A 23,675-nucleotide genomic window follows, 5' to 3' on the forward strand; every position below is an offset into this window, starting at 1 on the left:
GCGGACTAGCCGAGCCGGTCGCCTTTCGCAACCCCCGCCCCGCGCAGGAACTCCACCGCCGGCAGTGGTTTCCCGCCCGCGCGCTGCAACTCGACGAGGCGCACCGCGCCCGCGCCGCAGGCGATCGTGAGTTGATCGTCCAGAACGGCTCCAGGCTCGCCGGAGCCGGCTCCCAGCGTCGAGCGCAGCACCTTGACGCGCTCGGCCTTGCCGGCGAGTTGCATCTCGCACCAGGCGCCGGGAAAGGGCGACAAGCCGCGAATATGATTGTGAACATCGCGGGCCGGCCGCGACCAGTCGATCCGCGCCTCGGCCTTGTCGATCTTGGCGGCATAAGTGACACCGGCTTCCGCCTGCGGCACGCCATCGAGACCGCCCCGCGACAGCGCCGCCAGCGCGCGAACCATCAAATCGGCGCCGAGCCGGGCCAGGCGATCATGCAGATCGCCCGTCGTCCAGTCTGGCTCTATCGCGATCCGTTCGGCCATGGCGACGGGCCCGGTATCGAGCCCCGCCTCCATCCGCATGACCATCACACCCGCCTCGGCATCACCGGCCATGATCGCGCGATGGATCGGCGCTGCACCGCGCCAGCGCGGCAGCAGCGAGGCGTGCAGATTGAGGCAGCCCTCGCGCGGGGCATCCAGCACCGCCTGCGGCAGGATCAGCCCATAGGCGACCACGACCGCCACATCGGCGTCCAGCGAGGCAAACGCCTCTTGCTCGGCCTCGCCCTTCAGCGATTTCGGCGTGAACACGGGAATAGCGAAATGGTCGGCGACGAGGTGGACGGGAGACTTCTTCTCGTCCAGACCCCTTCCAGCCGGTTTCGGCGCGCGCGTATAGACGGCGACGACCTCGTGGCCCTGGCCGATGATCTCGGTGAGCGTCGGCACCGCGAAATCCGGCGTGCCCATGAAGACGATGCGAAGGCTCATGGGCGGGCTATGCTCACATCTCTTCGCTGGCGTGCGACTTGAACTCGGGCTTGGTGCCAGATTTCGCCGCCTTGACGAATTTCTTGACCACCATCTCGCGCTTCAGCCGCGACAGGTAATCGATGAAGAGCTTGCCATCGAGATGGTCGACCTCGTGCTGGATGCAGGTCGAGAGCAGCCCATCGGCGTCGATCTCGTGCGGCTTGCCGTCGCGATCGAGATAGCGCAGGCGCACCGAGGCAGGGCGCTCGACTTCGGCATAGAAGTCGGGGATCGACAGGCACCCTTCCTCATAGGTCGAGCGGTCCTCGGCGGAGGTGACGATCTCGGGATTGATCAGGAAGAGCGGCTTCCGCTCGGCGCCATCCTCGCGACCCGACACGTCGATGGTCACGATCCGGCGCGGCACGCCGACCTGGATCGCCGCCAGCCCGATGCCGGGCGCCTCATACATCGTCTCCAGCATGTCATCCAGAAAGCGGCGCAGATCGTCGTCGACGCGCTCCACCGGCGCGCTGACGAGCCGGAGCTTCGGGTCGGGAAGGGTGATGATGTCGAGCTTGGCCATGAAAACCTCAACGCTGGCTGGCCTGAAATAGGCAATCGTCGCGAACCGGTCAATCGCGGATTGCCGCGACTTTCGGGGAATCGCCGCCCCAATGTTCATGTTTTGATCTGGTTTTGCACGAAAATCTGCTATGGTCCGGCCCATGCAGGATATTCTCTTTTCCCTCGCGGGCCGGCCGATCACCCTTGCTGAGACGCTGCTCGGCGGCGCCGGCCTTGCGCTGCTCATGCTGTTTCTCGTCCTCGTTCTGGCCTGGCGCGGCGCGGCGCGGCGGGCGGCGCTGGAGGCGGACCAGCATATGCAGGGCGCGGAACTGCAACAGCGCATCGCCGATCTGGTCCGCATCCAGTCCGAAATGACCGGCCGCATGCAGACCATGGCCGAAGTCTTCGGCTCGCGCCAATCCGACCTGGTGCGCGGCCTTTCCGAGCGCCTCGACGGGTTTGGCCACCGCATCGGCCAATCGATGAACGAGACGACGCGCAATACGCATGAGGGACTGAGCCGCCTGCATGAGCGGCTCGCCGTCATCGACAATGCCCAGCGCAACATCACCGAGCTTTCCTCGCAGGTCGTCGGGCTGCAGCAGATCCTCGCCAACAAGCAGACGCGCGGCGCCTTCGGCCAGGGACGGATGGAAGCGATCATCCAGGATGGCCTCCCGGCGGGCGGTTACGCCTTCCAGGCGACGCTCTCCAATGGCAACCGGCCGGACTGCGTCGTCGCCTTTCCGAACGGCGCGCCGGACCTCGTCATCGACGCCAAGTTTCCACTTGAGGCCTGGAATGCCATCCGCGCCGCCGAGGGCGGCGAGTTCGCGAGAGCCGCCGAAGTCCAGTTCCGCCGCGATGTCACCAAGCACGTCAAGGACATTGCCGAGCGCTATCTGATCCCCGGCGAGACGCAGGATACGGCGTTCATGTTCGTGCCGTCGGAATCAGTGTTCGCCGAAATCCATGAGCGCTTCGAGGACGTCGTGCAGGCGGCACATCGGCTGCGCGTCGTCATAGTCTCCCCGTCGCTGCTGATGCTCTCGATCCAGGTCCTGCAATCCGTGCTGCGCGACGTGCGCATGCGCGAACAGGCCCATCTGATCCAGGGAGAGGTTCTGAAGCTGATGGAGGATGTCGGCCGCGTCGACGAGCGCGTCCTGAAGCTGCAGGCCCATTTCGGCCAGGCTTCGAAGGATATCGACGACATATTGATCTCGACGCGCAAATTGAAGAATCGCGGCGCACGGATCGAGCAGCTCGAATTCGGCGAAGAAGGCTCGCCGGCCTATGACCGCCAGGGGGATCTGCTGGCGGGGGAGTAGCGGGCCTTCCTTCGACACTCTCGCCGTCAGTAGCCCCGCCCGCTCTCCGCCAGAAATGCCACCTCCTCCGCCGTCGATATCCGCCCGAGTTCGGCATTCCTGTGCGGGAATCTCCCAAAACGCTGGATCAACGCCCGGTGCTTCTCGGCGAAGGTGAGGAAGTTCCGGTAGATTTCCGCCTGTTCCACTGGCGCGTCGGCGAGGAGCTCCTCGTAGAGGCGGACGGAAAGGTCCTGGTCTCGCAGCGCCTCGCTGTGCTCGAAGGGCAGATAGAGGAAGCAGCGCTCGATCAGGCAGAAGCGCTGAACGCCGCTCTCGACCAGATCGCGCGCCACCGCCCGCGCCCGCTCGTCATAGGCATAGGCCCGTGGATCGGCACGGAAGAGATTGCGCGGGAACTGGTCGAGGAAGATCACGAGCCCGATCTGCGCCTCGCGCGGCAAGGCGGCGAGGTCCCAGTTCTCGGCCGAAACCGCATCCAGAGCGGAGCCAAAGGCCGCGCGGATCGCTTCGTCCGTCTCGTCGCGTCGCTCGAACCACAGTGCCGCCTTGTCGGCTGGATAATGATCGACACTGGCAAGCTCGCCGCACCAGAAGCGATGCGCCCGGATCAGAATGTCTGCGTCGATGTCCGTCATCCCTGGCCCCTAGAACGGCGTCCGCGCGCGGAGCGCGGCGGTGAGCGTTCCCTCATCGAGATAATCGAGTTCGCCGCCGACTGGCACGCCATGGGCGAGGCGCGACACCTTGACCGGCGTCGCCGTCAGGCGGTCGGTGATGACATGGGCCGTCGCCTGCCCGTCGACGGTGGCGTTCACCGCGATGATCACTTCCGCGACCTCGCCGGAGGCACAGCGCCGCACCAGCGCATCGATGGTCAGGTCGTCCGGCCCGATGCCGTCCAGCGGCGACAGCGTGCCGCCGAGCACATGGTAGCGCGCCTTCATGGCCCCGGCCCGCTCCAGCGCCCAGAGATCCGAGACATCCTCGACGACGATGAGAATGCGGCCATCGCGCTCGGGATCGGTGCAGATCGAGCAGGGGTCAACGGTATCGATATTGCCGCAGACAGAGCAGACCTTGACCCGCTCGGCCGCAACATTCATCGCGCCCGCGAGCGGGACCAGCAGTTGCTCCTTCTTCTTGATCAGCGCCAGCGCGGCGCGCCGCGCCGATCGCGGTCCGAGGCCGGGCAGCTTGGCGAGAAGCTGGATCAGCCGCTCGATCTCGGGTCCAAGGACGGAACGGGCCATGGTGGCGGGAAGCGCCTCAGAACGGCAGCTTGAGGCCTGGCGGCAGGCCGAGGCCGCCGGTCAGCGCCTGCATCTTGTCGGCCATCGCCTTCTCGGCCTTCGCCCGCGCGTCGGCATGGGCGGCGATGATCAGGTCCTCCAGAATCTCGACCTCGTCCGGCTTCATCAGGGAGGGGTCGATCGTGAGCTTCCGGAGGTCGCCCTTGGCGGTCATGGTGATCTGGACGAGCCCGGCACCGGAGGCGCCATCGACCTCGATGGTTGCGACTTCGGCCTGCATATCCTGCATTTTGGACTGCAGTTCCTTGGCCTTCTTCATCATGCCCAGGAAATCGCTCATAGGCCTTCGCTCCTCTTGTCGTTCTGAAAGTTCAATCTTCGCCGGCTTCCGGCGCTTCGTCGGGGTTCTCGGTCGCCGGGATGTTGGCAGGCGGCAGGATCGCGTCCGCGCCCTCCTCCGACCGAATCTGCACGTCGACGATCTCGGCGCCGGGGAACCGCGCCAAAACGGCCGCGACCAAGGGATCCGAGCGCGCATCGCTGCGCGCCTTCAGCTTCATGGCCGCCCGCGCCTCGGCGATGGTCGGCTCCGTCGCGCCTTTGCCAACCACGACGCTGAAACGAGTATCGGTCCAGTCGCTGACCTTCCTCATGATCTCGGCCGCGAGACCCCGCCCGGCTCCATCGACCGGCTCGAATTCGAGCAATGTGGAATCGAACCGGATGACCCGCACCTGCGTCTCGAGGGCGAGCTTCAACGGAACGTCGCGCTTCATGCCGACATAGGCGACCAGATCGTCAAAACGCTGAAAGCGAATCGCCGGCTCCGCCTTGGCGCTCGGCGTGGGGACCGGCTGCGGCGCGGGATCGGGCGCTGCAAAGGCCTCGACCGCCGGCAGGGGCCGAAGCCCGCCATTGCCGGTGCGGGCACTAGCCGTCGGACCCGAAGGCAACGACGCGGCGGGCGCCGGGCTCGCCGGCGCCGATGCGGGAAGGGCGGCGCCAGACTTCAGCAGCCGCAGCGCCTCGTCCGGTGTCGGCATATCGGCGACATGGGCGATGCGGATCAGCACCATGTCGGCGGCGGCGAGAGGCCGGCTTGAGGTCGCGACCTCATCGATGCCCTTGATCAGCATCTGCCAGGCGCGCGACAGCACGCGAAGCGAAAGAGCTGCCGCAAAAGCAGCCGCCCGCTGGCGCTCCGATTCGGGCAAGGCTGCCTGATCGGAAGGGTCCGGCACGACCTTGAAGCGCGTCACCATATGGGTGAAGGCGGCGAGGTCCTGAAGCACGACGGAAGGATCGGCGCCGATATCGTATTGATGTTTCAGAAGACTCAGCGCCTCGGCGGTACGGCCGGCCATCAGCGCCTCGAAGAGATCGACGATGCGGGCCCGGTCGGCGAGGCCGAGCATGGCGCGCACATCCTCGGCGCGGATCGCGCCGGCACCATGAGCGATGGCCTGGTCGAGCAGCGACAGCGAATCGCGAGCCGAGCCCTCGGCGGCGCGCGCGATCATGGCGAGCGCCTCGCCGTCGATCTCGACGTTCTCCTTCTGCGTGATCGAGGAGAGCAAGCCGATGAGCTGGCCCGATTCGATGCGGCGCAGATCGAAACGCTGGCAGCGCGACAGCACCGTGACCGGCACCTTGCGGATCTCGGTGGTGGCGAAGATGAACTTCACATGCTCCGGCGGCTCCTCCAGCGTCTTCAACAGGCCGTTGAAGGCGGCGCCGGAGAGCATGTGCACTTCGTCGAGGATATAGACCTTGTAGCGGGCCGTAACCGGCTTGTAGCGAACTGCCTCGATGATCTCGCGGATATTGTCGATGCCGTTATTGGAGGCCGCGTCCATCTCGATCACGTCGACATGGCGCCCTTCCATGATCTCGGCGCAATGGACGCCAAGCACGGGCATTTCGATGGTCGGCCGATCGATCGTCTCGGTCTTGTAGTTGAGGCCACGGGCGAGGATGCGCGCAGTCGTCGTCTTGCCGACGCCGCGCACGCCCGTCAGCATATAGGCCTGCGCGATCCGCCCGGTTTCGAACGCGTTCGTCAGCGTGCGGACCATCGGCTCCTGGCCGACGAGGTCGTCGAAGCTCTTCGGCCGGTATTTGCGCGCAAGGACACGATAGGCGCCGCCAGCGCCAGTCGTCGTCCCGCTTATCTGATCGCCGCCATCCATCGCCGGTCCGTCGCCCTGTTCGCTGATGGATATATCCGCGATCGGCCGCAAAGCGCGAGGATAAATCCTCTCATGCGGCAACGCCCGCCCAGATGGGCGGCACGCGCGGAGACGATAGGGGAAAAGTGGGAGGCTGGCACGCGACCCGTGCCTGGCTCGTTGGGGCTGCTTCCTTCCGGACCTGACCCGGTTGGCGAGTGGTACGTCCACCACCAACCTCCCGCCGCACATATCGTCTTTTGGCGCGACGAAGGCAAGCCCCCTCGCGCGGCACGGGACTATCGCCGAGGAACGCTCTGTGGCGTAATGGCCGCCCCCAAGGGAATCGGCCGGCCTGCCGGCGCTTGACCCGCCCCTCTCGATCACCACGCGCAATGACCCGTTCCGTTTTTTCCCGCCTGCCGACGCCGGAGCCGAGCACCCTGACCGGCTTTTCTGGCAACCGTCTCGAACGCCGCAGCGAAGCGCGCAACGAATCGACGCTTGCCGCTACACTCGCCGACCCTTCCGCGCGCATCTTCCTGCTGCGCGGCGACGATGCCTTGCTGCGGAGCAGCGAATCGGTCGACGCGCTGTTCACGCTGAAGGAGGCCCACGCCGTTGGTGCGGCGATGGACGATGTGATCCTGCTCGGCTGGGACGGCTCTTCGCCGCGGCTGGCGACGACGCTGACATCCGACGTTTCGTTCGATGTCGACATCTTCCACGCTGTGTCGATGCGCACGCTGGCGATCAACGGCGCGGCCGGCGGACTGCTCGCCGACACCGCCGATCCGGCAACGCTGGGCGCGCTGGCGCAGGCTCGAGCGCTCCTTCACTGGCACGGCTCCTGCCGGTTCTGTGGACGCTGTGGCACGCGCACGCAGATGGCGCAGGCCGGCTATCGCCGCGACTGCCCTTCCTGCAACGCGCAATATTTCCCGCGCACCGATCCGGTCGCCATCATGCTCGCCACCCATGGCGACCAATGCCTGATGGGACGACAGGCCCGCTTCGCGCCGGGCACCTATTCCTGCCTCGCCGGCTTCGTCGAGCCCGGCGAGACCATCGAAGATGCGGTGCGCCGCGAGATCCAGGAAGAGGCCGGTATCCGCATCGGCCGCGTCGCCTATCACGCCAGCCAGCCCTGGCCCTTCCCGATGTCGCTAATGATCGGCTGCTTCGCCGAGGCGATCTCGACCGATATCGTGCCGGACACGGAAGAGCTCGAGGATTGCCGCTGGTTCTCGCGCCAGGAAACACTGGCGATGCTATCCGGTAGCCACCCCGCCGGCCTCTCGACACCGCCCAAGATGGCCATCGCTCACACGCTCATCCGCGCCTGGGCCGAGCAGTAGCGGATCGCGTCTCTCGGGCGCAATTTCCACCGCACCGCCAGGATTCCCTGCAACAACTCAACGGAAATTCGTAGTCGACAGAGAAGCCGTTTGACAGCCGATTGTCGCGTGGGAAAATACCCCACAAGATAGTTTGACGGCCGGATCGCCCGGTCGCATCAGGCTCGGAGCCGATCGGTTGCGCATTCACGTCATCAATCTTGAGCGACGGCCAGATCGCCGCAACCAGTTCATGGAGTGGAACGGGCATCAGCCTCTTCGGTTCGAGTTCCTTGCCGCCGCCGATGGCCGGCGGATCGATCGGGCCAGGCTGATCGAGCAGGGCTTGCTCGATCCGGCCGACCGGGAATTCAACAATGGCGCGCTCGGCAACGCCCTCTCACAGCTTTCGCTCTGGCAGGCTTGCGCCGCCGGCCACCAACCGTTCCTTGTCTTCGAGGACGATGCTTGTCTGCGCGGTGATTTCTGGCGCCATGCCCGCCCGCTGATGGAGCGATACCTCTCAGCCCATCCCATCATCCTGTTCGGCTTCAACACCGACGCGGTCACGGCGCTCCGCGGCGCGGATGGCTTTGTCTCGGTCGTGCGCTTCGACGAGAGGATCAAGCGCCGCCCGGGCTACTTCCGCGACTACGGAAAACTGCAGGACGTGCGGCCGCAGCTGTTCCAGTGCCTGCAGTTCTGGGGATCGCTCGCCTATGCGATCACCCCGGCAGGCGCCCGAGCGTTGATCAACGCCTGCTTCCCCCTCTCGTCGCGGGCGCGCATCGAGATGATCGGCGAAGGCCGGTCCGTCATCCCGTGCGGCGTCGACGGCATGATGAATGTCGCCCTTCAAGAGGGCAGGCTCAAGGTCCTCGCCTGCTATCCGCCCCTGGTGCTGGGTCCGAACAGCCATGCCGATTCGGATATTCAGCGATTGGGCACCGTGGGAGCGGGGGCGCCCGATCGCCGGTCACATGATCAGAATGTCTCAGCGACACCGGCGCGAAAATCCGCCGCCGGATAGACACCAAGGATCCGGACTTCGTCGGAGAAGAACTGCAGTTCCTCCAGCGCGAGCGAAAGCGCGCGGTCGTCGGGATGACCCTCGACATCCGCGTAGAACTGCGTCGCGAAGAAGCGGCCGCCGAGCTGGTAGCTTTCCAGCTTCGTCATGTTGATGCCGTTGGTCGCAAAGCCGCCGAGCGCCTTGTAGAGCGCCGCCGGGATGTTCCGAACGCGGAACACGAAGGTGGTGATGACCGGCCCATTGCCGGCGCGGGCATGAACGGGCTCGCGCGCCAGGACCACGAAACGGGTCGTATTGTGCTCGGCGTCCTCGACATTCTCGGCCAGGATATCGAGGCCGTAGATTTCGGCGGCCAGGCGCGGCGCGAGCGCGGCGCGGCTCAGATCGCCCGCCTCGGCCACGAGGCGTGCCGCCCCCGCAGTATCGCCAGCAACGATGGCGCGCCAGCCATGCTCGCGCAGGATGCGCCGGCATTGGCCGAGGGCATGAACGTGGCTCTCCACCGTGCGGATCGTCTGGAGCGTTGCTCCGAACGGCGCCATGAGTTGGAAGCGGATCGGCAGGAAATACTCGCCGATGATATGCAGCCCCGAATCCGGCAGCAGATGATGGATGTCGGCGACGCGGCCCGCGAGCGAGTTCTCGATCGGGATCATGGCGAGATCGACATCGCCGCGCGTCATCGCCTGGAAGCAATCTTCGAAGGTCGGCGCCGGCACCGCTTCATAGTCGGGCAGGACATTGGCACAGGCGATGTGGGAATTGGCTCCCGGCTCGCCCTGGAACACGACTTTCTTCATTTCGAAGGCTTTTCTTTGCTGGACAGGGATCCGTCGATGCGCGCCGACGCGCCGGGATCGAGGAGAAGGCGGGCTCTTTCGAGTTCGGCAGGAGTATCGACACCGAGCGGAACCGCGTCAACGACCTCGACATCGATGCGCATGCCAGCCTCCAGGGCCCGCAATTGTTCCAGCTTTTCGCGCATTTCGAGCGGCGACGGCGGCAGGGCGACATAGCGATCGAGCGCGGCGCGGCGATACGCATAGAGACCAATATGATGATAGAGCGGCCCCTCGCCCCATGGCGCCGTGGCGCGGGTGAAATACAGCGCCCGCAGATGCCGGTCCGACGGCACGCCGGCGATCCGCTTCGGCGAGCCGACGATCTTGACGATGTTCTCGTTGAGGCGGTCAGCCTCCGTCTCGATGAAGGCGGCGATGGTACCGATGTCGACGGCGGGATCGGCGAGCGGCTGGAACGCAGCGCGCACAGAAGACGGCTCGATCGTCGGCAGATCGCCCTGCACGTTGACGATGATATCGAACTTTCGTTCAGGATCGACGAGGCCGGCGGCCTCATGAATCCGGGAAGAACCGTTCGGATGGTCCGATCGCGTCATGACCGCCTCGCCGCCGACCTTGCGGATCGCGGCGACGATGGACGAATCATCGCTGGCGACCACGACCGGCCCGATCGCGGCCTCGACGGCCCGACGCCAGACATGCACAATCATCGGCTCGCCATGGATGTCGGCGAGGGGCTTCCCCGGCAGGCGGGTGGAAGCCATACGCGCCGGAACGAGGACCAGCGCTCGGTTCGAAAGGTTCATTCTGTGCGGTTCCTGTCTCCGCCCCGGCATGCCGGGTGTCAAAAGGTCTCAAGCCCCGGGCGTTCATACGTATTGCGCCTCGCCCGGAAAAGCTTGTAGTTTCCGCGCCACATGTGATGGCGGATGCGGCTCTTGGCTGCGCTGTTGTCGGTATCTGCTGCTGGCCGGGACCTTTCCTATGGATTCTTTCGAGCGTAACAAGATTCTTGGCGCGATCCTCGGCACGCTGCTGCTCGTGATGTCGCTCGGCATCATCGCCGGAGCCGTCTATGCGCCGGCCGAGGCGGAGAAGCCCGGCTTCGTGATCGAGGTAGCGGAGGCACCGGCAGCTGGAGGCGCGGCTCCCGCCGTGGCCCAGGACCCGCCGATCGCCGTCCTGATGCAGACGGCGAACGCAGAGGCTGGTGCGACCGTCGCGAAGAAATGCGCCGCCTGCCACAATTTCGTGGAAGGCGCCGGCGCCAAGGTCGGCCCCGATCTCTACGGCGTACTGGATCGTCCGATCGGCGAGATGGCCGGCTTCAAATATTCGGCGCCGCTGCAGAAGGCGCACGAAGCCGGCGAGAAGTGGACCTATGAGCATCTCTATCACTTCCTGAAGAAGCCGAGCGCCGACATGCCCGGCACCGCCATGGGCTTTGCCGGTCTGCCGAAGCCGGAAGATCGCGCCAACGTCATCGCCTATCTGCGCACGCTGGCGGCCACCCCGGAGCCGCTGCCGACGCCGGAAGCCGCCGCTCCGGCTGCCGCACCCGCCGATGCAGCGCCGGCTCCCGTCAAGCCTGCGGATGCAGCTCCGGCAGCGCCCGCTGCCCCCGTCGCGGAACCAGCGGCTCCGGCCGCTCCGGCTGCCGAGCCTGCGCCAGCCCCTGCGGCTCCCGCACCGGCGCCTGCGACCCCCGCACCAGCTCCTGCGGCACCGGCACCGGCCAACCCATAAGCCGCCGGATTAAATCTTGGAAAGGAAAGGCCGGAGGCTCCCCTCCGGCCTTTTTCATGCCGTGATTCTCGGTGGCTTTGGGGGAGATGGTTGCCCCAGCGGCAATCGCCCCTAAGAATGTCACACTTGTTGCCGGAGAATCATGCCGATGAGAGCCGCCGCCCTGGCCGTCCTGACGACCCTGACGCTGCTTGCGCCCGCCGGCGCGGCGTTCTCGTCCGAACCTGTCTGGCGCCACGCCACATCGCTGATCGGCGAGCCGAAATATCCCGAAGGCTTCCAGCACTACGACTATGTGAACCCCGACGCGCCGAAAGGCGGGACGCTGCATCAGGCGGCCGTCGGCACTTTCGATAGCTTGAATCCGTACATCGTCCAGGGCGTGCCCGCGGCAGGACTATCAAGCGTTGGCGGTGGCAATCTCTATGACACGCTGATGGAGACGGCGACGGATCAGGCCTCAACCAATTACGGCCTGCTCGCGGAAGCCGTGAGCTATCCCGGCGATTTTTCGTGGGCGAAGTTCAGGCTGAACCCCAAAGCAAAATGGCACGATGGTACCCCGATCACACCAGACGATGTTGTTTGGTCGTTCGAGACGCTGAAGACGCTGAGCCCGATGTACAACAAGTACTACGGCCATGTGACGAAGGCTGAAATCACCGGCGACCGCGAAGTGACATTCACTTTTGATCAGCCGGGGAATCGCGAATTGCCGACCATCATGGGTGACCTTGTCGTGCTGCCGAAGCACTGGTGGGAGGGGACCGACGCCAGCGGCAAAAAGCGCGATATTTCGAAGACGACCCTGGAACCGCCGCTCGGCTCAGGCCCATACAAGATCGAATCGTTCGACCCAAATCGTCAGATTGTATGGACCCGTGTCACCGACTATTGGGGCAAGGACCTGCCGACCCGCGTCGGTCGCAACAATTTCGACCGCATAGTCTACGACTATTATCGCGATCAGACGGCTGAATTTCAGGCGTTCAAGAAAGGCGGCCTGGAAGATTTTCGCGCCGAAAACCGGATCGGACGCTGGATGACGGAATACGACTTCCCGGCGGTGAAGAAAGGTGACGTCATCAAGAGGGATTTTCCCTATCATTCCTCTGGCCGCATGCAAGGCTACTTCCTCAACATGCGACGCGACAAGTTTGCCGATCCGCGTGTGAGGGAGGCGCTCAATTACGTCTTTGATTTCGAGACGATGAATCGGACCTTGTTCTTCGACAAATACAAGCGGATCAATAGCTACTTCGCCGGAATCGACCTCGCATCAAGCGGCCTGCCGCAGGGCAAGGAACTGGAAATCCTTCAAACAGTGAAGGACGAAGTGCCGCCGGAGGTGTTCACGACTCCGTTCGTGGCGCCGGTCAATGACAACCCCCAGGCCTTCCGCGACAATCTCCGCAAGGCTGTCGACCTGTTCAAGCAGGCAGGCTGGAACTTCCAGAACAACAAACTCGTCAACGCCAAGACCGGCGAGCCATTCACGATTGAATTTATCGAGAACGACCCCTCTTACGAGCGAGTGGTCAGCCCCTTCATCGCCAATCTGAAACGCGTGGGCATCGATGCGCGGCTGCGCATCGTTGACTCGTCGCAATACGTCGAGCGCGTGAACAATTTCGACTTCGACGTTATTTCCTCCGTCATCGGCCAGTCGCAATCGCCCGGCAACGAACAGCGCGAGATGTGGAGTTCGCAGTCGGCCGACCAGAAAGGCAGCCGCAACTATGCCGGCATCAAGAATCCGGCGATCGACAAGCTGATCGACCGGGTTTTGTATGCCAAGGACCGCGAGGAGCTCGTCGCCGCAACCCATGCGCTCGACCGCGTGCTGCTGTGGAACTGGTATGTCGTGCCGCAATGGTACAGCGACGAGATCCACGTGGCCTATTGGAACAAATTCGGCATCCCCGAGAAGCAACCTGACTACAGCGGCATCGATACCGATTCCTGGTGGATCGATCCGGCCGAGGAAAAGGCGCTGGGGGCGGCGCCTTGATGCGGGTCACTCCGACACGGCGCCACTTCCTCGCCGGCAGCGCGACGCTCGCGCTGTCGCCGCTTCTGCCTTCGACATTCGCGCACGCTGAGCAGCCAGCGCCGCGTCACGGATTCTCCGTCTTCGGGGAGCTGAAATATCCGGCCGACTTCAAGAACTTCGCCTATGTCCTGCCCGATGCGCCGAAGGGCGGCAGCTTCGTCTTTTCGGCCCCCAACTGGTACTACAACCAGGGGCCGAACACCTTCAACACGCTGAACGGCTACACCTTCAAGGGAGACGCTCCGCCGAGGGTGGAACTCACCTTTGACACGCTGATGACCGCCGCCCTCGACGAACCGGATTCGGTTTATGGCCTCGTGGCCGAAAGCGTCACCGTCTCGGCCGATCGCAACCGCTACACCTTCACGCTGCGCGGCAATGTGCGCTTCCATGACGGCTCGCCCCTGACGGCGGAGGACGTCGCCTTTTCCTTCCAGCTCCTGAAGGACAAGGGCCATCCGGATATTTCGCAGGCGATCCGCGAGATGACCGATGTCCGCGCCAATGGGTTGCGCGACCTCGTCGTCACCTTCTCGGGCAAGCAGAGCGCCAAGACCCCGCTCATCGTCGCCTCCACCTTGCCGATCTTTTCCAAAGCCTATTATTCCACGCGCGATTTCGAAGCCTCGACGATGGAGCCTCCGCTCGGCTCGGGCCCTTACAGGATCGCGGCCGTCAATGCCGGCCGGTCGATCGTCTATGAGCGGGTCCAGGACTATTGGGGACGCGATCTTCCCGTCGCCGTCGGAACGGGCAATTTCGACCGTATCCGGCTCGAGTTCTACCAGGACGAGGATGTCGAGTTCGAGGCCTTCGCCAAGGGCGAGCTCACCTGGCGCGAGGAGTTCTCCTCGAAGAATTGGGCAACGCGCTACAATTTCCCGGCGATCGTCGATGGCCGCGTGAAGAAACCGCCCTTCCCGGCCGAGCGCCGCGCCGACATGTATGGCTGGTTCTTCAATCTGCGGCGGCCGCAATTCTCCGATCCGCGCACGCGTCAGGCGATCGGCCTCGTCTTCGATTTTCCCTGGGCCAACAAGAACCTGTTCTATGGGCTCTACAAGCGATCGGCCTCGTTCTTCGACGGTTCCGATTTCGCCGCCTCCGGCCTGCCGAGTCCGGCCGAGCTGGCGCTGCTCGAACCGTTCCGCGCGGAACTGCCGGCCGCGATCTTCACCGATGCGCCGTTCACGCTGCCGGAATCCGACGGCAGTGGCCGAGATCGCAAGCAATTGCGAGCCGCTTCCGCGCTTCTGGCCGAGGCTGGATGGAAGCGCGACGGCGCGAAGCTCGTCCGCGAGGACGGCACCCGCCTGACGGCCGAATTCCTGATCCAGACCCAGGCCTTCGAACGCGTGCTGGCGCCGCTGATCGACAATCTGAAGGCGATCGGCGTCGACGCGACCATGCGCCTCGTCGATGCGACGCAGTATCAGCGCCGCAAGAACGATTTCGATTTCGACATCATGGCCTATCGCAACATGTTCGATGCGACGCCGATCGACGGGATCGAGCAGCTCTTCGGCTCGGTCAGCGCCGACACGCCTAGCGGCTCCAACCTCTCCGGCGTCAAGAACAAGGTCGTGGACGCGCTCGTGACCAAAGCGGGCGCCGTGACGAGCCGCGACGAACTCGTGACCGTGCTTCGCGCGCTCGACCGCGTACTGCGCTCGCAGCAGATCTGGTTCCCCGCCTGGGGATCGGACGAGCACCGCGTCGCTGCCTGGGACATGTTCGGCTGGCCCGAGGTGAAGCCGGATTACGGCTTCTCGCCGGAAATGATGTGGTGGGTCGACGCCGACAAGGCCGTCGCGATCGGCAAGGCGGACTGAACCATGGGTGCCTATATCCTCCGCCGCGTGCTGCTGATGATCCCGACCATATTCGGCATCATGGCAATCAGCTTCGCGGTGATCCAGTTCGCGCCGGGTGGCCCGGTCGAGCGCGTCATCGCCCAGCTATCGGGCAACGACATTTCCGGCTCCGAGCGGATTTCCGGCGGCGGGGGCGATCCCGGAACGCGGGGCCAGGACCAGCTCGGCGGCGGCCCGATCAATTCCAAATATCGCGGCGCACAGGGCCTCGACCCGGAATTCATCGCCAAGCTGGAGAAGCAGTTCGGCTTTGACAAGCCGCCGCTGGAGCGTTTCGGCCTGCTTTTGTGGAACTATGCCCGCTTCGATTTCGGCCAGAGCTATTTCCGCTCGATCTCGGTCATCGACCTGATCAAGGAAAAGCTGCCGGTCTCGATCACGCTCGGCCTCTGGATGACGCTGCTCTCCTATGGCATCTCAATCCCGCTCGGCGTGGCCAAGGCGGTTCGCGACGGCTCCAAGTTCGACATCTGGACGTCTGCGGTGATCATCGTGGGCTATGCGATTCCCGGCTTCCTCTTCGCCATCCTGCTGCTGGTGCTCTTCGCCGGCGGCAGCTTCCTCGACTGGTTCCCGCTAAGGGGCCTGACTTCCGACAATTGGGCCAGCCTTTCCCCTGGCGGCAAGGCCATCGACTATCTCTGGCACATCACGCTGCCGATCATCGCCATGTCGCTTTCGGCGTTCGCGACGACGACGCTTCTGACCAAGAACTCGTTCCTCGACGAGATCCGCAAGCAATATGTCGTCACCGCCAGAGCCAAGGGCCTCACCGAAAATCGGGTGCTTTATGGCCATGTCTTCCGCAACGCGATGCTGATCGTGATCGCCGGCTTTCCAAGCGCCTTCCTCGGCGCCTTCTTCGCCGGCTCGCTGCTGATCGAGCAGATCTTCTCGCTCGATGGCCTCGGCCTGCTCGGCTATGAATCCGTGCTCGGCCGCGACTATCCCGTGGTGTTCGCGACGCTTTACGTGTTCTCGCTGGTCGGGCTGGTGCTCGGACTGCTGTCCGACCTCATCTACACCTGGGTCGATCCGCGGATCGATTTCGAACGGCGGGAGGTCTGACCATGACCGATGCCGCCTTTGCCCCGACAGTGCCCGAAAAGCGTCCGTTGCTGTCGCCGATGAACCAGCGCCGCTGGCGCATCTTCCGCCATCACCGGCGGGGTTATCTCTCGCTCTGGCTGTTTCTCGGCCTGTTCGGGCTGACGCTGATCTCGAATTTCATCGCCAACGACCGGCCGATCCTCGTCTCCTACAAGGGCGAGCTGCTGATGCCCGTCTTCACCGATTATCCGGAGGAGAAGTTCGGCGGCTTCCTCGCGACGACGAATTTCCGCGACCCCTTCATCCAGGATGAAGTTCGCGCGAATGGCTGGATGCTCTGGCCGCCGATCCGCTATTCCTACAACACCGTCAACAACGAAATGTCGATGCCGGCGCCCGCCAAGCCCTGGTGGATGATCCCGGCCGACCAGCGTTGCACCGCCTATCCGCAAGGCGCGACCGATCCCAACTGCACGCTCGGCAATTTCAACTGGCTCGGCACCGACGACCAGGGCCGAGACGTGGTGGCACGCCTGCTCTACGGCGTGCGCATATCCGTGCTGTTCGGCCTGATCCTGACCGTTCTTTCCTCGGTCATCGGCATCGCGGCGGGCGCGATCCAGGGCTATTTCGGCGGCTGGATCGATTTGATCATGCAGCGCTTCATCGAGATTTGGACGTCGCTGCCCGAGCTCTACATCCTGCTGATCATCGCCTCCATCCTGGTGCCGAGCTTCTGGATATTGCTGCTGATCCTGCTCTCCTTCAATTGGGTCCGGCTGGTCGGGCTCGTGCGCGCCGAATTTCTCCGGGCCCGCAATTTCGAATATGTCCGCGCCGCGCGCGCGCTCGGCGTCGGCAACCGCACGATCATCATCCGCCATGTGCTGCCAAATGCCATGGTCGCGACGCTGACCTTCCTGCCCTTCATCCTGAACGGCTCGATCACGACGCTGACCTCGCTCGATTTCCTCGGCTTCGGCCTGCCGCCTGGTTCTGCCTCGCTTGGCGAATTGCTGGCGCAGGGCCGCAACAACCTTCAAGCGCCCTGGCTCGGCCTCACCGGCTTCATCGTGATCTCGCTGCTGCTGAGCCTCCTGGTTTTTATCGGCGAGGCCGTCCGCGACGCGTTCGACCCGAGAAAGACGTTCAGTTGATGAGTGTGCCAAACAACAGCCACACGGACGCGACCGGCACTCCCCTCCTCACCGTCGACAATCTCCACGTCGACTTCGTCCAGGACGGCAAGCGTAGTGTTGCCGTCGATGGCGTGTCCTTCACGGTCGGGCGCGGCGAAACCGTCGCGGTGGTGGGTGAATCCGGCTCCGGCAAGTCCGTCACCGCCCTCTCTGTCTTGAAGCTCCTGCCCTATCCGTCCGCCGAGCATCCGGAGGGTGGGCGCATCCTGTTCGACGGCGAGGATCTCCTGACCGCGTCGGACAAGGCATTGCGCAAGGTCCGTGGCAACCGGATATCGATGATCTTCCAGGAGCCGATGTCGTCGCTGAACCCGCTGCACACCGTGGAGCGGCAGATCGGCGAGATATTGTCGGTGCATCGAGGGCTGACGGGAAATAAGGCGCGCAGCCGGATTCTGGAACTCTTGAACGAAGTCGGCATACGCGATGCCGAGAAGCGGCTCGGCGCCTATCCGCACCAGCTCTCCGGCGGCCAGCGCCAGCGCGTCATGATCGCCATGGCGCTCGCCAATGAGCCGGAACTCCTCATCGCCGACGAGCCCACCACCGCGCTCGACGTGACCGTGCAGGCGCAGATCCTGGAGCTCCTGAAACAGATCCAGCTGCGGCGACAGATGGCGCTGCTGTTCATCACGCATGATCTCGGTATCGTCCGTCGAATTGCCGACCGCGTCTGCGTCATGACCCAAGGTAGGATCGTCGAGCAGGGACCGACGCGCGAAATCTTTGCTCATCCGCAGAACGCCTATACGCGGCACCTGCTCGCCGCCGAACCGAAGGGCGAACCGCCTTCCACCGATGTCATGGCGCCCGTCGTCGTCGCCGCCGACGACCTCAAAGTCTGGTTCCCAATCAAGGCCGGTTTGCTCCGAAAAACAGTCGACTATGTGAAGGCGGTCGATGGCATCGACATCGTGGTGCGGCGCGGCCAGACGCTCGGCGTCGTCGGCGAGAGCGGTTCGGGCAAGACGACGCTCGGCCTTGCGATCATGCGGTTGATTTCCTCCAAGGGGGCCATCCGTTTCAACGGCAACCAGATCGACGGTCTGGGATTCCACGCGATGCGGCCGCTTCGCCGAAACATGCAGATCGTCTTCCAGGACCCCTTCGGCTCGCTGTCGCCGCGTCTCTCGGTCGCCGAGATCATCGCGGAGGGATTGCAGGTGCACGAACCGGCGCTGTCCGCAGCGAACCGCGAGAAGCGGGTCGCGAAAGCGTTGGAAGAGGTCGGGCTCGATCCCGCCAGTCGCCACCGTTACCCGCACGAATTCTCCGGCGGCCAGCGCCAGCGCATAGCGGTGGCCCGCGCCATCGTGCTCGAGCCGGAATTCATCATGCTGGATGAGCCGACCTCAGCGCTCGACATGTCTGTGCAGGCGCAGGTCGTGGACCTCCTGCGCGACCTGCAGCGCCGACGCGGCCTCGCTTATCTCTTCATCAGCCACGATCTCAAGGTCGTTCGGGCCCTGGCGAACGAAGTCATGGTCATGCGCAACGGCAAGGTCGTCGAACGCGGCTCGGCGCAGCAGATCTTCACCGAACCGCAGTCCGACTATACGCGCGCGCTCATAGCCGCCGCCTTCTCCATCAAGGCCGCGCCCGAGGGGGTGGTATCGCAATGACCGGGTCGAACAAGCTTCCTGGCGTCCTGATCGCTTCGGGTCCCTGGCAGGCCGAGCCTTGGGCGGATCCCTTCCGCCGTCACCAGCCGCAACGCCCGCTCATGATCTGGCCCGATGTGCCCGATCCGGGCGCGGTGCATTACGTCCTCGCCTGGAAGCCGCCATCCGAGGCATTCCGCGACCTGCCAAACCTCAGGGCGATCTTTTCGCTGGGCGCCGGCGTCGACCATATCGTCCATGTGCCGGATCTGCCGAAGGTCCCGGTCACGAGGCTGGTCGACGGTGACCTCGCCCAGCGGATGAATGAGTGGGTGGTGCTGCAGGTGCTGCTGCATCACCGCCAGCATCTGGCCTATGCCCGGCAGCAGGCGGCAAGTCTCTGGCGGGAGATTGCGCAGCCGGCCGCACCGGAAGTGCGGGTGGGGATCATGGGTTATGGCGAGCTTGGCCGAGCCGCCGTCTCGGTCCTCCGCCCGCTTGGCTTCAACCTCGCCGCCTGGAGCCGGACACCCAAGGACGACGCGGACATCCAGACCTATTCCGGCCAGGATGGCCTGACGCCGTTCCTGGCGCGCACCGACATATTGGTCGTGCTCCTGCCGTTGACGGACGAGACCCGGGGCATCCTGAACCGTTCACTGTTCGAACGGCTGGCCAGGAACGGCCCTCTCGGCGGCGGCGTGGTGATCAATGCCGGTCGCGGCGGTCTGCAAGTCGAAGCCGACCTGATCCAGGCGCTCGACGCCGGGTATCTTGTCGGCGCAAGCCTCGACGTCTTCGAACCAGAGCCACTACCCTCGTCGAGCCCGCTATGGCTACACCCAAAGGTGGTCATGACGCCCCATGTCGCCGCGACAAGCGAGGCCGATATCCAAGCGGACGTGATCTTCCGCGCCATTCGCGACTTCGAGGCCGGCCAGCCGTTGCGCAACGTCGTCGACGTCAGCCGGCAATATTGAAGAACCGCGAGTCACGAAGGCCGCGCGCTCACACCGGTCTGCGGATTGCGATCGGCGCGCCGCTGGTCGCGGCGATGCGATGCAGTGCGCCTGTCAGAGGCTCGCAAACAACTTCCATGTGGTAGCCGCTCGCATGCAGCAGCGTATCGGCATCCTGCAACATGCCGATGTGCCCCTTCCAGGCGATCAGATCGCCTCGGCGTAGCGAGGCAAGATCGGCCGGATCGAGCGCCTCTCCGAGACCCGCCGCCTGCTGGTCCGAATCGCGCGGCGCGGCGATGCCGATTTCCGCCAGCGCCAATTGCACGAGTCCCGAACAGTCGATGCCGAGGCTGGTACGTCCACCCCAGAGATAGGGGACATGCAGGAAGCGTTCGGCGACTGTCACGAAATCTTGGGTCTCCCTTGCTTCCAGCGGTGCGAGATGACGCGAAACGACCGCTCCGGCGCCGCCGGCCAGCAACGAGAAGACCGTGCCCCGCGTCTCTGTCTCGCCGGTGATCGCGAGCCGAGAACCGAGCGACAGCGCGCCGATCGGGGGCAGTTTCATATCCGCCGCCGGATAGAGAAACGTCCGCAATGCGGTGACCCGGTGCGTCGGCGACGGCTGCATCGGCGCGAGCGCCTCGGAGGCGACATATCCGACATAGGAATCGGTATCGAGCTGGATCCAGGCCCAGCCCTCTATCGTCTCCTCGAAGACAAGGGCGCCCTCCCCCATCAACGCCTCGCTGTCGATGGGAGCATCCGATCGCGGTGCACGCCGTATCGGTGTCGACGGCAAGCCGATACGCATCGGCCGTCCCTCGACGAAGCGCGCAGCGCTGACGCGACCATCCAACCGCCGATCGGCGAGATCGGGACGGACGGCGTTGACGCGGCGATCGAGTTCCCGGGCTTCGCTCACGGTGGCAGTTCCTTGTGGCGGGCGATGATGATGTCGCCGAGACGCTCGACGGCAAGCGCACCGGCGACGGTACGCTGGATGACGACATTGCGGCGATCGGCCGGATCGCGATGGCGCGACACCAGACCGAGGCGCCCCATCGTGTCGAGCGCCCGCGTGATCGCCGGCTTGGTCACGCCAAGCTTTTCAGCCAGTCCGCGCACGGTATGCGGCGGCATGTCGAGATAGACCGTCAACAGCACGGCCATTTGCCGCGCCGAGAGATCGTGCTCGCCGTCACGGACGAGATCGAAGGTCACATCGTGCCAGAGACGCAGCGCCTGCGACGGGCGCAACTCGGCGGGCATGAACGGCTCCGGAGCCAGAGCAAACCGAATTCGTTTCGGAACCGTTCCATTTAGCCGCAAAGCCGTTCCGGCGACAAGGCTCAAGCGGACGGCGTCGGCGTCGCGACGGCAACACGTTCCTCGCCAGGGTAGCGGGCCTGCAAAAGCGAGAACAAGGCGCGGATCGCCTGCGCCTCGCCCCCCTCCGGCCGGCCGGGCCGCGGGGCCGGATTCCAGGCGTAGATATCGGCATGGATCCACGGCACGCTCTTCGGCACGAAGCGGTCGAGAAAGAGAGCCGCTGTGACCGAGCCGGCGAAACCGCCGCTGCCGGCATTGTTGATGTCGGCTACCTTCGAATCCAGCATCGACGCATAGGGCCGCCAGAGCGGCATGCGCCAGAGTGGATCTCCGACCCGATCGGAATGGCGCATCACCGCCTCGGCGAGGCTGTCGTCGTGGCAGTAGAATGGCGGAATATCCGGGCCGAGCGCGACACGCGCGGCACCGGTGAGCGTCGCGAGGTCGATGAGGAGATCGGGTGCCTCCTCCGCGGCAAGAGCCAGAGCATCCGCGAGGATCAGCCGGCCTTCCGCATCGGTATTGCCGATCTCGACGGTAACGCCGGAGCGGGACCGGAAGATATCGCCGGGCCGGAAGGCTTGGCCGGATATGGCGTTCTCGACGGCGGGAACGATCAGCCGCAGGCGGACAGGCAGCTTCGCCGCCATGATGAGTTCCGCGAGACCCATGGCATTGGCCGCGCCGCCCATATCCTTCTTCATGAGCAGCATTCCGCTCGACGGTTTGATGTCGAGGCCGCCGGTGTCGAAGGTTACGCCTTTGCCCACCAGGGTGATTCTGGGGTGGCTCGGATCGCCCCAGCTCAGTTCGACGAGACGTGGCGCCCTGTCGTCGGCAGCGGCAATGCCGACCGTGTGGACCAAAGGCAGATTGGCGCCGAGCAGGGCCGAACCGACGATCTGCGAAAACTCCGCGTCGTGGCGCTGCGCGAGGCCGCGAATATGCTCGGCGAGCTCGGCCGGTCCCAAATCGTTCGCGGGCATGTTGATCAGATCGCGCACCCGGTAAACGACACGCGAGGCCGTGCGCGCGGCCGCGATATCGACCCCCTTCGGCACCACCAGCCTCGGCGCCGGCACAGCACTCGTCTTGTAGCGGGTGAAGCGGTAGTTGCCGAGCGCCCAGCCAAGCGTCGCCAGCTCCGAGTCCGGAATGGCCGTGTGGAACTCGTAGTCGCCCTGCGGCAGGATCATCGGCAACCGGGCGCTGAGCAACCGGTCGCCCGGGGCGTCGGCGCGGCCAAGACCGAACAGCACCCGCCCGATCGAACCGCGCGAATCGGCAATGATCGTGATCGCCCCGGCCGCCGCGTCGAAGCCCGTGGACCGCGCCCAGCTCGCCTCGACCTCGGACAGCGAGGCGAGAACACGGTCGAGATCATCCGACGTCACGGCAAGAATCGGAACGGCGGCAGCAGAACTTTCGATCAGGCTTTCGATCAAGTCGAGGATCCTCGGCGGCGGTGAAACGGCGGGGATCATGGACCGTCGCGAGAGCGTCCGCAATCCGCCATGTCCGGGATCAGACGCTCTTGAGAGGCAGGTTTTAACCATCTGTTAGGGTTAACCAAATATTGATGGAACTCGATATCCACCCTCGTCGGACCGCCGGATCGAGCCATGAATTCCTTCGTCGAGATCGCGCCCGCCCGTGCCATCCGAGGGAGCCTGTCGATCGCCGCGCTGCTCCTTTGCGCCGGTCTCGCGGGTTGCTCGACGAGTTCCAGCGGGCTCGACCACACCACGACCGGCTCCGTGGCAAAGCCCCTGACAGCCAGCGATTTCCAGCAATCCGAGAGCTATTGGAGCCAGCGCTATACCAAGAACCCCAACGACAAGACGACCGCGCTGAACTATGCAGCGGCGCTGCGACGCGTGGGCAACAATGATCAGGCCGTCGCCGTACTGCAGAAGACGGCGATCCGCTATTCGACCGATCGCGACGTTCTCGCCGCCTATGGCAAGGCGCTCGCGGCCGACGGACAATTGGAACAGGCCCTCGACGCCGTGCGCCGGGCGCAGACACCCGATCAGCCCGACTGGCGCCTGCTCTCCGCCGAGGGGGCAATCCTCGATCAGCTGGGCCAGAACGACGCCGCGCGGGATCTTTACACCAAGGCGCTCGCCATCAAGCCGAACGACCCGACCATCCTCTCCAATCTCGGCATGTCCTATGTGCTGACACGGCAATTGCCCGAGGCCGAGCGCGTCCTGCGCCAGGCCGTGGCGCAGCCCGGAGCCGACAGTCGCGTTCGTCAGAACCTCGCCCTCGCCGTCGGGCTTCAAGGTCGCTTCGGCGAAGCCGAGAGCATCGCGAAATCCGAGATCTCCCCGGAACAAGCCCAGGCCAACGTCGCCTATCTGCAGGCCATGCTGGCGCAGCAGCAAGGGCGGCAGAGGGCGCAGGCCGGCACGGCCCGGTCGGCCGGCTGATCCGGCGC

General features: G+C 64.8%; 22 protein-coding genes and 1 other RNA gene. 11 read left to right on the forward strand and 12 right to left on the reverse strand.

Features of this window, described 5'->3' with window-relative positions; translation table 11 throughout:
• Positions 1-5: 5 nt before the first annotated feature.
• Together fmt and def are read right to left on the reverse strand one after the other, a co-directional pair.
• Entirely contained in the window at positions 6-938 is a 933-nt protein-coding gene (gene fmt, locus OSH05_RS24125; RefSeq protein WP_104221108.1) for a methionyl-tRNA formyltransferase, read from the reverse strand.
• A gap of 13 nt (positions 939-951) precedes the next feature.
• The gene (gene def, locus OSH05_RS24130) at positions 952-1,506 is read right to left on the reverse strand and encodes a peptide deformylase (RefSeq protein WP_104221124.1); all 555 of its coding nucleotides are present in this window, start codon (positions 1,504-1,506) and stop codon (positions 952-954) included.
• Between the two features lie 142 nt (positions 1,507-1,648).
• Here def and OSH05_RS24135 point away from each other — a divergent pair, with 142 nt between their 5' ends.
• Complete coding sequence (locus OSH05_RS24135; protein ID WP_104221125.1) at positions 1,649-2,821, forward strand: DNA recombination protein RmuC; 1,173 nt, start codon at positions 1,649-1,651, stop codon at positions 2,819-2,821.
• Positions 2,822-2,847: 26 nt separating this feature from the next.
• Here the strand turns inward: OSH05_RS24135 and OSH05_RS24140 are convergent, their stop codons facing one another.
• The 5 genes from OSH05_RS24140 to ffs all read right to left on the reverse strand — a co-directional run bounded on the left by OSH05_RS24140 (position 2,848) and on the right by ffs (position 6,481).
• On the reverse strand, positions 2,848-3,459 hold the full coding sequence (locus OSH05_RS24140) for a DUF924 family protein (protein WP_104221109.1): 612 nt from the start codon (positions 3,457-3,459) through the stop codon (positions 2,848-2,850).
• Positions 3,460-3,468: 9 nt separating this feature from the next.
• Positions 3,469-4,074 (reverse strand): recombination mediator RecR, encoded by a 606-nt coding sequence (recR, locus tag OSH05_RS24145; protein ID WP_104221110.1) that lies wholly within the window; start codon positions 4,072-4,074, stop codon positions 3,469-3,471.
• Between the two features lie 16 nt (positions 4,075-4,090).
• Positions 4,091-4,414 (reverse strand): YbaB/EbfC family nucleoid-associated protein, encoded by a 324-nt coding sequence (locus OSH05_RS24150; protein WP_104221111.1) that lies wholly within the window; start codon positions 4,412-4,414, stop codon positions 4,091-4,093.
• A gap of 31 nt (positions 4,415-4,445) precedes the next feature.
• Positions 4,446-6,263 carry a DNA polymerase III subunit gamma/tau gene (locus OSH05_RS24155; RefSeq protein WP_104221126.1) on the reverse strand — a complete coding sequence of 606 codons (1,818 nt, stop codon included), beginning with the start codon at positions 6,261-6,263 and terminating at the stop codon, positions 4,446-4,448.
• Positions 6,264-6,391: 128 nt separating this feature from the next.
• An RNA gene (gene ffs, locus OSH05_RS24160) (signal recognition particle sRNA small type) lies at positions 6,392-6,481 on the reverse strand.
• Positions 6,482-6,637: 156 nt separating this feature from the next.
• Between ffs and nudC the strand changes: the two genes are divergently transcribed.
• Complete coding sequence (gene nudC / locus OSH05_RS24165; RefSeq protein ID WP_104221112.1) at positions 6,638-7,600, forward strand: NAD(+) diphosphatase; 963 nt, start codon at positions 6,638-6,640, stop codon at positions 7,598-7,600.
• A 178-nt stretch (positions 7,601-7,778) separates the two neighbouring features.
• Positions 7,779-8,609, forward strand: coding sequence for a glycosyltransferase family 25 protein (locus tag OSH05_RS24170; protein ID WP_165801719.1), 831 nt, complete (start codon positions 7,779-7,781; stop codon positions 8,607-8,609).
• On the opposite strand, the gene OSH05_RS24175 is transcribed toward OSH05_RS24170, so the two are convergent.
• Both OSH05_RS24175 and OSH05_RS24180 read right to left on the reverse strand, forming a co-directional pair.
• Positions 8,564-9,412, reverse strand: coding sequence for a prephenate dehydratase (locus OSH05_RS24175; RefSeq protein WP_104221114.1), 849 nt, complete (start codon positions 9,410-9,412; stop codon positions 8,564-8,566). The two genes, OSH05_RS24170 and OSH05_RS24175, sit on opposite strands and share 46 nt — an antisense overlap.
• A complete protein-coding gene (locus OSH05_RS24180) occupies positions 9,409-10,221 on the reverse strand; it encodes a 3-deoxy-manno-octulosonate cytidylyltransferase (protein ID WP_207778827.1) in 813 nt (270 codons plus the stop codon). Before OSH05_RS24180 ends, OSH05_RS24175 begins: the two co-directional genes overlap by 4 nt.
• 178 nt (positions 10,222-10,399) lie before the next feature.
• Between OSH05_RS24180 and OSH05_RS24185 the strand changes: the two genes are divergently transcribed.
• The 7 genes from OSH05_RS24185 to OSH05_RS24215 all read left to right on the forward strand — a co-directional run bounded on the left by OSH05_RS24185 (position 10,400) and on the right by OSH05_RS24215 (position 19,918).
• Complete coding sequence (locus OSH05_RS24185; protein ID WP_104221116.1) at positions 10,400-11,161, forward strand: c-type cytochrome; 762 nt, start codon at positions 10,400-10,402, stop codon at positions 11,159-11,161.
• A gap of 148 nt (positions 11,162-11,309) precedes the next feature.
• On the forward strand, positions 11,310-13,172 hold the full coding sequence (locus tag OSH05_RS24190) for an extracellular solute-binding protein (RefSeq protein ID WP_104221127.1): 1,863 nt from the start codon (positions 11,310-11,312) through the stop codon (positions 13,170-13,172).
• Entirely contained in the window at positions 13,172-15,046 is a 1,875-nt protein-coding gene (locus OSH05_RS24195; protein WP_104221117.1) for an extracellular solute-binding protein, read from the forward strand. Before OSH05_RS24190 ends, OSH05_RS24195 begins: the two co-directional genes overlap by 1 nt.
• A 3-nt stretch (positions 15,047-15,049) precedes the next feature.
• Positions 15,050-16,156 carry a microcin C ABC transporter permease YejB gene (locus tag OSH05_RS24200; RefSeq protein ID WP_104221118.1) on the forward strand — a complete coding sequence of 369 codons (1,107 nt, stop codon included), beginning with the start codon at positions 15,050-15,052 and terminating at the stop codon, positions 16,154-16,156.
• A gap of 2 nt (positions 16,157-16,158) precedes the next feature.
• A complete protein-coding gene (locus OSH05_RS24205; RefSeq protein ID WP_266353053.1) occupies positions 16,159-17,295 on the forward strand; it encodes an ABC transporter permease in 1,137 nt (378 codons plus the stop codon).
• Entirely contained in the window at positions 17,295-18,959 is a 1,665-nt protein-coding gene (locus tag OSH05_RS24210) for an ABC transporter ATP-binding protein (RefSeq protein WP_104221579.1), read from the forward strand. Before OSH05_RS24205 ends, OSH05_RS24210 begins: the two co-directional genes overlap by 1 nt.
• Complete coding sequence (locus OSH05_RS24215; protein WP_104221578.1) at positions 18,956-19,918, forward strand: 2-hydroxyacid dehydrogenase; 963 nt, start codon at positions 18,956-18,958, stop codon at positions 19,916-19,918. Before OSH05_RS24210 ends, OSH05_RS24215 begins: the two co-directional genes overlap by 4 nt.
• Positions 19,919-19,946: 28 nt before the next feature.
• On the opposite strand, the gene OSH05_RS24220 is transcribed toward OSH05_RS24215, so the two are convergent.
• The 3 genes from OSH05_RS24220 to OSH05_RS24230 form a co-directional block, all read right to left on the reverse strand.
• Positions 19,947-20,825, reverse strand: coding sequence for a C40 family peptidase (locus OSH05_RS24220; RefSeq protein WP_104221577.1), 879 nt, complete (start codon positions 20,823-20,825; stop codon positions 19,947-19,949).
• On the reverse strand, positions 20,822-21,172 hold the full coding sequence (locus OSH05_RS24225; RefSeq protein ID WP_104221576.1) for a MarR family winged helix-turn-helix transcriptional regulator: 351 nt from the start codon (positions 21,170-21,172) through the stop codon (positions 20,822-20,824). Before OSH05_RS24225 ends, OSH05_RS24220 begins: the two co-directional genes overlap by 4 nt.
• A gap of 80 nt (positions 21,173-21,252) precedes the next feature.
• The gene (locus tag OSH05_RS24230) at positions 21,253-22,677 is read right to left on the reverse strand and encodes a leucyl aminopeptidase family protein (protein WP_266353054.1); all 1,425 of its coding nucleotides are present in this window, start codon (positions 22,675-22,677) and stop codon (positions 21,253-21,255) included.
• 177 nt (positions 22,678-22,854) lie between these two features.
• Here OSH05_RS24230 and OSH05_RS24235 point away from each other — a divergent pair, with 177 nt between their 5' ends.
• A complete protein-coding gene (locus tag OSH05_RS24235; RefSeq protein ID WP_104221574.1) occupies positions 22,855-23,667 on the forward strand; it encodes a tetratricopeptide repeat protein in 813 nt (270 codons plus the stop codon).
• Positions 23,668-23,675 lie beyond the last annotated feature (8 nt).

The sequence above is a fragment of the Kaistia algarum genome, assembly GCF_026343945.1.
GTDB classification, from domain to species: Bacteria; Pseudomonadota; Alphaproteobacteria; order Rhizobiales; family Kaistiaceae; genus Kaistia; species Kaistia algarum.